At 67.8% G+C, this 5,849-nt stretch carries 6 protein-coding genes; 3 read left to right on the top strand and 3 right to left on the bottom strand.

What is annotated here, in order from left to right:
- Positions 1 to 144 precede the first annotated feature (144 nt).
- The 3 genes from ACYVK7_RS17890 to ACYVK7_RS17880 all read right to left on the bottom strand — a co-directional run bounded on the left by ACYVK7_RS17890 (position 145) and on the right by ACYVK7_RS17880 (position 3,419).
- A protein-coding gene (locus ACYVK7_RS17890; RefSeq protein ID WP_460889073.1) for an IS3 family transposase occupies positions 145 to 1,382 on the bottom strand; the annotation gives its coding sequence in 2 pieces (ribosomal slippage) (positions 145 to 1,058 and positions 1,058 to 1,382; 1,239 coding nt in all).
- Between the two features lie 58 nt (positions 1,383 to 1,440).
- Positions 1,441 to 2,022, bottom strand: a complete 582-nt coding sequence (locus ACYVK7_RS17885) for a cytochrome P450 family protein (protein WP_460889072.1) — start codon at positions 2,020 to 2,022, stop codon at positions 1,441 to 1,443.
- A gap of 152 nt (positions 2,023 to 2,174) precedes the next feature.
- A complete protein-coding gene (locus ACYVK7_RS17880; protein WP_460889071.1) occupies positions 2,175 to 3,419 on the bottom strand; it encodes a cytochrome P450 family protein in 1,245 nt (414 codons plus the stop codon).
- 239 nt (positions 3,420 to 3,658) lie between these two features.
- Here ACYVK7_RS17880 and ACYVK7_RS17875 point away from each other — a divergent pair, with 239 nt between their 5' ends.
- The 3 genes from ACYVK7_RS17875 to ACYVK7_RS17865 form a co-directional block, all read left to right on the top strand.
- The gene (locus ACYVK7_RS17875; protein WP_460889070.1) at positions 3,659 to 4,819 is read left to right on the top strand and encodes a radical SAM protein; all 1,161 of its coding nucleotides are present in this window, start codon (positions 3,659 to 3,661) and stop codon (positions 4,817 to 4,819) included.
- Complete coding sequence (locus tag ACYVK7_RS17870; RefSeq protein ID WP_460889069.1) at positions 4,816 to 5,430, top strand: 3'-5' exonuclease; 615 nt, start codon at positions 4,816 to 4,818, stop codon at positions 5,428 to 5,430. Before ACYVK7_RS17875 ends, ACYVK7_RS17870 begins: the two co-directional genes overlap by 4 nt.
- On the top strand, positions 5,427 to 5,849 hold a 423-nt coding region (locus ACYVK7_RS17865; RefSeq protein ID WP_460889068.1), incomplete at its 3' end, for a dTMP kinase. The genes ACYVK7_RS17870 and ACYVK7_RS17865, both read left to right, overlap by 4 nt.

The following is a 5,849-nucleotide window of genomic DNA, read 5'->3' as shown; positions in this document are numbered from 1 at the left end:
TTGATTGCGAGTCACACGCGCCGAGCAGGGCAACGCCAGCCTGACCAGCCGATCCCAGACCAGCCACTTGAAGACTGACAGTTGATCTTCGGGTTTGAGCAGGGTGAGGGGGCTTCCCCCCCGAATAGTGGACACATCAGTGTGTTAACCAGCAATCGGCATTGTAATTGTAGCGACCATATGAGCGTTCTCGAAATCGATAGGACTCATGTAGTCGCAGTAGGAGTGTCGTCGTCGCGTGTTGTAGCGGGTGACCCACCGGAACACGGACTTCCGGCACTCCCGGGCGCCGTTCCACCGTCGTTCGCCCTGCAGGGTCTCGCGCTTGAGCGCCGCGTTGAAGCTCTCGGCCAGCGCGTTGTCAGCGCTGGTGCCCACCGCACCGCGGGAGAGGGCCAGCCCGTGCCGGCCGGCCGCGGCGACGAAGTCGTCCGAGCAGTACTGGGCCCCGTTGTCGGAGTGGAAGATCGCCCCGGCCAGGCTCCCGCGTTCGCGCGCCGCGGCGTCGATGGCCTCGATGACCAGGTCGTCACGCATGTGGTCGGCGATCTGCCAGCCGACCAGGCGCCGGTTGAAGCAGTCGATCACCGTGGCCAGGTAGAGGAACTGCCCGTCACCGACGGCGAGGTAGGTGATGTCGCCGACGTACTTCTTGTTCGGCGCGGCGGCCGTGAAGTCGCGCTGGAGCAGGTCAGGGACCTTCGGCGCGTTCTTGGCGGGCACCGTGGTGCGGACCTTCCGACGTAGGTGGACCCCCACCACCCCGTGCTCGCGCATCACCCGGGCCACGCGCTTGGCGTTGACGACCACCCCGGCGTCGCGCAGCTCGGCGGTCACCCGCGGAGACCCGTAGGTCCCGTCGAACTCGGCCGTGATCGCCGCAGCCCGGGCCGCCAACTCGGCGTCCGCCGCAGCACGCTCGGCCCGACGATCGGCACCATCACGCCACTTGTAGTAGGAGGACCTGGCAACCTGCAGGACCTCACACAGCCGCTTCACCCCGAAGGTGTCGTGGAACTCGGCGACGAACTGGAAACGGCTCACCAGGTCGTCTCGCCCGCGAAATACTTCGCTGCCTTGCGCAGAATCTCCCGCTCGGTCTCCAGCAGCGTCTTGTCCGCCCGCAACCGCTTGTTCTCAGCCCGCAGCCGCTCCAGCTCCTCAGCCGGCGTCTCGGGCACCCCAGACCCGCTCGACCCGCCGCTGTCGGCCCGGCCGGCTGCTGCTGGCGTCGTCACACCCGCGGCGCGCAGCCAAGCAGACAGTGTTCCCTCGTGAACTCCCAGGTCAGCGGCGATCTTCTTGATCGTCGCCCCCGGCGTGGAGGAGTACAGCTCGACGGCGTCGGCCTTGAACTCCTCCGGGTAGAACTTCCGCACCATGACGGCAGACTCGCTTCCTCCGGACCAAACCAGGCCCAGTCTCTCGCGTGTCCACTACTCAGGGGGAAGCCCCGGTGGCGAACTGACGCGTGCGTTCGGCTAGGTGGGCCGGCAGCCCGTACAGCGCCGCGACCGCCAACGACGGGACCGCGGCGGTGTAGGAAGCGACCAGGTCCGCTTGGCCCAGGGGCGCGATCTCTGCCAGCAGCGCCCGGCAGACGGCACGCACACTACGGACGAGCTTGGTCTCGTCGATGCTCGCGAACCCGTCGTCCACGACGAGCCGTAGCCGGGCACGGCGCTTGCCCTCGGTGTAGTACGCGTTCTGCCGAGGGGAGAAGAAGGCATGCAGGCCGGTGCCCTCCTTGACCTGCCCGTCGTGGAACGCGGCCCAATGCAGCACGTCGCGGCTGAACGCGGTCTCGTTCTGGAGCACGCTCACGATCGCCTCGTAGTCGAGCACTAGCCAGGACAGCACGCCGTCGGACAACTCGACCGGGACGACCGGTCCCCACTGTGCCCGCCACGCGCGGTACACGGCAGCCGGGTCAGGAGCCATGGTCGCCGCGGCCAGCATCGGCAGTCCCGAACCAGGGTTCGCGGCAAGGTCGTCCAGGCGGACATCAGAAATGCCGTACAACGTCAGGTCTCCTCGGAGGGCGGGTGCGTTCTGGGCGCACGAAGCCCAGTCATGATGAAAAGGGGGATGCGTCACCGGTAGTCACCGGCAGACCGGTGCCCATCGGGCGTCGGCCGAGCCGGGGCCACCGTCGGCGGCCCCGGCCCTGTGAGTCAGGCGCTGGGGGTGCCCAGGCGGACCGGGAGACGGGCGTGCCCGTTGGTGATGAACCCGGGGTTGGCCGGGATGGCGTCTGGATCTTCGGCCAGGGACAGCTCCGGGAACCGGTCGAACAGCGCGGGCAGCGCGGTCTTGGCCTCCAGGACGGCCAGGGGCGCGCCGAGGCAGAAGTGGGTGCCGTGCCCGAACCCGAGATGATCTCGGGAGGCCCGGGTCGGGTCGAACACGTCGGGCCGGGCGAACTTGGCCGGGTCCCGGCCGGTACCGGCGTAGTTGACCAGGATCGCGTCACCAGCTTGGATCTGGGCGCCGCCGAGCTCGAAGTCCTTCACGGCGAACCGCAGCGGCAGGTTGGCGGCAACACCGGCCCAGCGCAGGGTCTCGTCGATCACGGCATCCCACGAGATCTCCCCGGCCCGCACCGCGCCCAGGTACTCGGGGTGGGTCAGCAGTGCGAACACGGCCTGGTCGATCAGATTGCCCGTGGTCTCGTACCCGGCCACGATCGTCAGGCGCACCGTCTCCAGCAGCACCTCGCGGGTATAGGCGTCCTTCTTGCCGAGGGTCTTGACCATGTCACTGGTCAGGTCCACGCCCGGGACGGCGATCTTGCGGTCGACCATCGTCTCGATCGCACCCAACAACGCCACGAACCGGGCCTGCGCCACCTCGGGCGTTACCGAGGTGTCGAACAGAGCGTCCGCACCCAAGCGGAACGTCCCGGCCAGATCGTCCGGGACACCCAACAGGGCGCCGATGGCCTCGATCGGTACCGGCAGGCAGAACTCGGCCCGCAGGTCCACGACCTCCCCACCAGAGACCGCAGGCGCCATGGCATCGAGGCGGTTGGCGACGAACTGGCCGATCACCGGTGCCAGGTGCTTGATCCTGCGCGGTGTGAACGCCGGTGCGGCCCAGGACCGCAGGTCCCGGTGACGCGGCGGATCGGCCGTGAACATGCCGGCCTTGACTGCCCACATCAGGAGCGGCCAGTCCGCCGGGACAAGCCCGGCGACAAAGTCTGCCCAGTGCGCGATGTCCTTGGACACCAACGGGCTCCTGCTGCGGACCTTGAGCAGGTCGACAGCCTCGGCATACCCGAGCACGACCCACGCGGGCAGCCCGCCAGGCATCTCGACCCGCACCACCGGCCCGTCGGCGCGGAGCCTGTCGATCTCGCCGTACACATCTTTCCCGGTCGGGTCCAGGACATGTCGCGGAGGAGCCTCAGAAGTCATGGGCGTAACCGCACCAGCAGCTGGCGATCATAAACAAGAGTTCACCGCCGCATTCTGGCAGTCTGCGGTACGCATTTTGGCAGAATGCCTATTCTTTCGACCCGAGAAGAGCATCGGCCCCGCAGAATGCCGGAGCCGACCTGCCAGAATGCCGTGCCGAGATCAGGCAGTACCCGGCAGATTGACCGGGTACCCCTTTTCGCTCGGGAAGGGGCAGGTATCTCCCTCCGGAGGCGCTCGTGCCCGTCACCGTTCCGCTGCTCACCCCTGACCAGATCGCCCAGCTACCCGAAGCGGCGCGCAGCGTCGTGGACTACCGCAAGTCCGGACTGTCGCTCAACCACATCCAGGGCTGCCCGCTGGACTGCGCCTACTGCATCCGCCACACCTACGGCGTGTGGGAGATGACGCAACCGCGGGCGCTGATGCCCGACGACGAGGCCGTGCGACAGCTGGTCGAGCACCCCTACTTCCAGGCACACCACACCCCCGTGCAGATCTTCAACCGGGCCACCGACCCCTTCCTGCCTCGCGTCAAGGGCCACCTGTTCAACGTCCTGGAAGACCTCGACGCACGCGGACTGACCAACCACGTCCTGGTCATCACCCGGTACCGCGTCGACCCGGAGGACTGCGACCGGCTCAACCGGCTGGCCAACATCCGGGTCACGATCCTGGTGACCTACTCCGGAATCAGTGACAAGCGGATCGAGCCGGTCAAGAGCGAGATCGCCGAAGAATCCCTCAAGACCCTCTACGCGCACGCCGACCGGTACCGCGTCATCCTGTACTGGCGTCCACTGGTGCCCGGTCTGAATGACACACCGGAGCACATGGCCAAGGCGGTCGAGCTGTCCCACCACGCCCACGGGACGGTGTTCACGGGCCTGTTCTACCGCGACGAGATCGCCGACTACTACAAGGCCAACAAGATCCCGGAACCGTACGAGGACACCGCACGCCGCAAGATCGTCCCGGAGACCCTCGAGCGCCGGGTCCTGGAGGCGTTCGCTGACGGCGCCGGGGGGCCGTTGTTCCGCAAGACCAGCTGCTCGGTCTCGTTCGCTCACGAGGTGCCGGACTACAACGGGCACTACGGCGTCCGGGAGCTGTGCGACATCTGCCCGGTCAAGCAGCTGGCCCTGTGCGCGCAGCACCACCAGGTCCCGACCGAAGACGCGGTGCGTGACCTCGCGCGCCGGCTACCGGGCAGGGAGGATGTCGAGATCGTGGACATCACCGAACGTGCCGTGTTGGTAGCGGGGCTGGACGAGTCGCCTCGGTACTTCCTCCAACACGGCCTCGGGTTCCAGTTTCACGACACGCGCCACCCGCACAAGCTCCGTCTGCACGGGCGCGCCGACATCGGGTGGGTCCCGAGCGAGGAGACACCCGCATGAGCATGGTTTGGAGCGAGGCCGACTACGTGGTCGTCGACGTCGAAGGCAACGGCGCACGGCCTCCCGAGCTCGTCGAGGTATCTGTGGTGCCGGTCCGACACGGGAAGATCGGGAAAGCCAGGACGTGGCTCCTTCGTCCGCCGACACCGATCTCTTGGCAGGCTCGCAAGGTCCACGGCATCAGCAACGACGATGTCGCCGATGCGCCCGCGGTCGAAGAGGTCGCCCAGGAGATCCAGGCAGCTCTGGGGGACGCGATCGCGGTGGGGCATGGGGTCCACGTCGACGTCGATGTCCTGCGTCGATCGCTGCCTGGTTGGGAGCCGCCGGTCGCGCTCGACACGTTGAAGCTGGCGCGGCGGGCCTTCGACCTGCCCTCCTACGGTCTGAGCGCCCTGGTCGAGCACCGCCATCTCGCGGACGGTTTGCCTCCAGGGATGCGGGCACACCGGGCGGACTACGACGCCACCGTCACCGCGAGACTCTTCGTCCAGCTCGCCACCCGCACGCCAGGTGTGACCCTCGAAGCGCTACAGCAGGCTGGCGCGATGGGGTCCTCGTCCAAGCAAGCCTCTGCGGCGGCTGCCGACGCGACGCTGTTCGACCTATGACGGCCCTGAATGCGCGCCGTGCCGGTCTGCTGATCGCGGTCGACGGACCGTCCGGCGTCGGCAAGTCGACCCTGTGCACCAACCTGAGCGCGCTCCTGCGCGCCGCGGGCGTCGACGTCCACCAGACCAGGCAGCCCTCTACCGGACCGATCGGCACCTTGGCACGCGGGCTGACCCAGACCGTCGCCGGCCACGCGCTGGCATGCCTGTACGCCGCAGACCGCTACCACCAAGCGACCACCGAGATCGCGCCCCGCCTGGCGGCAGGACAGACCGTGGTCACCGACCGGTACACGGCCTCCGGCATGGTCATGCAACGCCACGACGACGTCGACGTCGGGCCTTCGCCCCGAGAAGTGGACACGTCTTCGTGTGGTCAGGCGGCCAGCCGTAGCGTAGCCGGGTCGGTTTCGTGTTCG

The organism is Promicromonospora xylanilytica (assembly GCF_054782895.1).
This window is presented reverse-complemented; position numbering and strand designations above follow the sequence as displayed.

Coding starts and splice junctions, on each gene's coding strand:
- ACYVK7_RS17870 (WP_460889069.1), top strand. CDS start 4,816: ATGAGCATGGTTTGGAGCGAGGCCGACTACGTGGTCGTCGACGTCGAA.
- ACYVK7_RS17880 (WP_460889071.1), bottom strand. CDS start 3,419: ATGACTTCTGAGGCTCCTCCGCGACATGTCCTGGACCCGACCGGGAAA.